The following is a 3,956-nucleotide window of genomic DNA, read 5'->3' as shown; positions in this document are numbered from 1 at the left end:
AAATAGAGTTTCTCCCAGTTTCCTTGTATCCTGAGCATTGTTTAGTTCATTGGTGAGAACGGGTTGAAGCAGGGGGGTAATCTGTTCTAGTTTCTCCTGATATCGAAAGGGTCTAGAAGGTTCCCCTCTAGATTTATGCTGATTGTCCCACTTTTCTACCCTAACAAGTTCATTATTAGCGAGGCGAATACGAAAAGTATAGTAGGTTTTATCCATAGATTTTGGTTCTCAGTCACTGAAATTAAAAGCTAAATTACTTGAGGAAGGATTAAAGTCCATCTCTCAGAATCTCCGCGAGCAAAGCGGCTTGCTGCCTCGTTACCCTGTCCTAACAGGTTTTGGAAATTCTCTGATAACTTAACTGCTACGTCCTCTAGATTTGCCGTTAACCAGTTGATGTTAGTGTCAGCCCAAACTATGCCTTCGAGAGTAATCGATTCAGTTCCTTTCGGGACTTTAAAGACAATCGCAAATTTCGCTGTCCCGATTTTCTGTAACTCATTGTCCTGAATACGCCAGTGGCAACTAGAGTTCCCTTCACCATTGGTCAGGATTTCAGGATGACCGAGTTCGTATCGATAGGCGGGAATAGCAAGGAACGCCTTAAAATTATCGTTATTAGCAACATTTGCCTTTAGCTGACCCGGAAGCAATTCAGCCAGTTCAGTCGCCAACTGAGAACTATCCACTGCCATCGTCCAGTCTAGGTTGCCATTCAATCCCACTTCCATCCCGACACCAAAACTCATAACTGAGCGCCACTGTTGTGTGGGAAATAGACTTTGAATAATTGGCTCACGGCTTCCTTTCGGACTAAAATCCAACTGGCAGGTCAATCGCCAAAATCTAGCAGCCCGCTCTGGACGTAAATCGACAGTGAGTGTCATGGAATAGAAGTCCCACTCTGACATCTGTTGCTTGTAGATATCCTTCAGTTCAGTACCACTATTTTTGAATGTCTCCTCTGTAAGCTGAATTAATCTGTCTCTAGGATTGCCAAAACTGACCTTTGATTGACGCAGACTGTCAATAGCTTCTGCTCCTATACCCAGTTTTGTTCCACCAACTAACGTACCCTCCCACTTTTGCACTTCTTGAAACAGCTCAGATAATAAAGCCTCGGCCTCTTGTAGATTAGGAGGAGATAGTTCATTGGTCATCTTAGGCATCATTTAAATATTACTCAAAACTTCAAAAAGTCTTATAAATTAAAGTTGTTAAAATTATAGCTTTAGCAAAAAAAGAGATATAGCATTTATAAATACATCATGAAACCAAATGCTGATTGCTCATAACACCAAAAACTCCTCATAGGTCTTTCCTAATGATCCGAATTTACCTTGATAAATTCTATGTTTACATCTAAAATTAAATTATATAGCCACATTTTTTTTTAGCCACAATATAATTTGTACACAATTTTTATTAAATTCGGCTGAATAAGTCTTGCTGGAATAGGATTCAATAAATTGACGTCAACGAATTTGATGTCATTTCGTTTACCTTGATAGTGACTATTCTTACGGATATGGGTTGATTGGTATTTAGGACATGAAATTGCCTGATTTTCTCAATCATCCCGCAGTAATGCAACCCCAAATTAGGCTTTATTCTAGCATACCCTCTAAAAAATTCCTCCCGCGCTCTACCGTAACGTCAGCATCGGGAGGAATTTCAGCGGAATAATTAAATTGAGACCATAGGGTAATAGTTAAACCTTGTTTAACTACTGTTCGCCACACTCGCTTACCCCAAAGTTAGCTGTGTCTCTCTATAACTAAAACGATCTCACCAGGAAGTTTGTGACATTTTTTTCGACTTAGAGTCCTGTTTTCAGAACTTCCGCCGCTAAAATCCGGGGCCAGGTACAAACAGATTGGCCACTTTAAACTCTGTCGCTCCCACTTCCGACAGCGAGAACTGAATCGTGATGGGACGGGAAACACCTTTACAAAAATCCGGTTTCAGGCGGATGAAGGTAGCAATGGGAGGCTGGGATTTTGCCAATATGGTTGTGAAGTCCTCTTTCTGCGTGCAGCCGTTGCTCGTCACTAGGATCGTGACACCTTTTTCAGTGATGTTTATTCCATGCAATGGTTCTACCGTTGCTGCTAAAGCCGTGGGAGCTGTGACACAAAATACTGCCACTACAGCAAAGAGCAGGGTGGCCAGACCGAGTGCTAGTCTTGAGAGTGCTTTCTTCAACGGAAGAGCAGCTGGCTTGAAGCGGTTGAATGGTGTATTTAACATGATGTTTGAATTATTAATTTTCCGAATTTTGGCCTGATGTTAAAGGGACAGGACGGTCGAGATTATGGAGACCCTCAAGTCTGCCATCCCCTTAAGGCCGGGTCAATTTAGATTGAGCACTCGAAAAACTGAACCGTAGGGTCTCCTTCTGGCTTCTGTTCCGGACTTTGGAAAAGAGTGGAGTTCGGGTCTAGAAGTCCTACGCCATCCGCAATTCTAAGAGCAGGAATATTTGATTGTCAATAAAATATAAGATAATCAGAGATAATTACTCTTAAGTACAAAAACTGATGCTTTGCTTTTTGACAGAAAAGTACTAACAAAGGCAGTTGCGATCGCCTTTGGCGCAGCGAAGCTGATGGGCGAAGCCCCGCTTTCAGCGATCGCTTTTAGCGGAAGCTTCGCTTCATCGGCGTTCGCGTTCGCGCAGCGTCGCCTACGGCGAAAGCGTGGCCAAAGGCCTCAGCCGCGCCAAAGGCGATTAGCCCGAAGGGCGTTGGCTAGCGATCGGCGAAGCCGCGCCAAAGGCGATCGCATCCTTGTCAAAGCAATACCCTAAACCTTAATAAAATAGGTTAATTTCTAATCCTAACTTATTAGTTTCAATGATTTGCTAGATTAAGTAAACTGCTTGGTAAAATGATTCCTATCAGTGATACCAATGGGTGTAATGGTGTTTACAAATTCAAGGCAGGAAGTGATGCAGGGTGGTCTTATATCATGTCAGGATAATTACCCTTAATAAAAACCTTACCCATCTCCCGTTTCTCCCCATCTCCCCATCTCCCCATCTCCCCACACTCCCCTATCTTTTTCTATTTCCTATTCCCTGCGCACAGCGCTATTACTCACATGATCGCCAATCCAACCATCTCCTTGATGACCGCTCAAGAGTACTTGGTATGGGAAGACAAGCAACCCATTAAATATAACTTTATCAACGGTAAAGTTTATGCCATGACTGGGGGAACACTTCCCCACAACTCCATTGCCCTCAATTTAGCCTCTGCCCTAAAAATTCACTTACGTGGCAAAAGCTGTAAAGTTTTTATGGCAGATGCCAAACTTGGTGTATCAGCAAACGGGCCTTATTACTATCCCGATGTCATGGTAACCTGCGACCACCGTGACCAAAAGTCCCGCAAAGTGATTTATCACCCTTGTCTGATTGCGGAAGTCCTTTCCCCTGGTACAGAAGGTAGCGATCGCGGTAAAAAATTTAGACACTACCGCCGCCTTGATACCCTTAGGGAATATCTCCTGATTGATTCCGAAACCATGAGCATTGAATGCTACCGACTCAATGATAGAGGCAAATGGGAACTTAGCACTTACTTGATGGATGAAACCACAAAAGACGCAACAGAACCGGATGTACATATCACCAGCATTGACTTTAATTGTCCTCTATCCCAGCTCTATGAAGATGTTGAGTTTTTTGAAGACCAAGACGATTAATTACAGGTTAATGGTTAGCAAAAACTAATTTAGTTGCTGGTTTATACTAGCGCTATAGTTAAGTCATAGAAAGTATATAGTCACTAAACCAAGTTATCCCGCAGCACTTTATAGATGAGTGCTAGGGCGTGTTTTCAAACTATAACCACAAAAGAATGCAGGCGATCGTAATCATGGCTGTATAATTGGCAGCAAGTTTTTCATACCGGGTAGCGATACGTCTCCATTGCTTGAGTCGATTGATAGCC

The 3,956-nt window shown here is 42.8% G+C and carries 4 protein-coding genes and 1 pseudogene; 1 reads left to right on the top strand and 4 read right to left on the bottom strand.

The window, feature by feature from the left end:
• The 3 genes from F6K52_RS33435 to F6K52_RS33425 form a co-directional block, all read right to left on the bottom strand.
• Positions 1 to 216, bottom strand: a 216-nt coding sequence (locus F6K52_RS33435; protein ID WP_293088987.1) for a hypothetical protein, incomplete at its 3' end; no start/stop codon positions are given.
• Positions 217 to 248: 32 nt separating this feature from the next.
• Complete coding sequence (locus F6K52_RS33430) at positions 249 to 1,160, bottom strand: hypothetical protein (RefSeq protein ID WP_293088985.1); 912 nt, start codon at positions 1,158 to 1,160, stop codon at positions 249 to 251.
• A 688-nt stretch (positions 1,161 to 1,848) separates the two neighbouring features.
• Positions 1,849 to 2,250 (bottom strand): hypothetical protein, encoded by a 402-nt coding sequence (locus F6K52_RS33425; RefSeq protein WP_293088983.1) that lies wholly within the window; start codon positions 2,248 to 2,250, stop codon positions 1,849 to 1,851.
• 879 nt (positions 2,251 to 3,129) lie between these two features.
• Here F6K52_RS33425 and F6K52_RS33420 point away from each other — a divergent pair.
• Positions 3,130 to 3,708, top strand: coding sequence for a Uma2 family endonuclease (locus F6K52_RS33420; RefSeq protein WP_364420992.1), 579 nt, complete (start codon positions 3,130 to 3,132; stop codon positions 3,706 to 3,708).
• A gap of 139 nt (positions 3,709 to 3,847) precedes the next feature.
• On the opposite strand, the pseudogene F6K52_RS33415 reads toward F6K52_RS33420, so the two are convergent.
• Positions 3,848 to 3,956, bottom strand: a pseudogene (locus tag F6K52_RS33415) (IS5/IS1182 family transposase); the annotation flags it as partial.

Origin of the sequence: Moorena sp. SIO3H5, assembly GCF_010692395.1 — a bacterium.
Taxonomy (GTDB): Bacteria; Cyanobacteriota; Cyanobacteriia; order Cyanobacteriales; family Coleofasciculaceae; genus Moorena.
The sequence above is the reverse complement of the archived record's forward strand: the minus strand, read 5'-3'. Positions and strand labels throughout refer to the sequence as shown.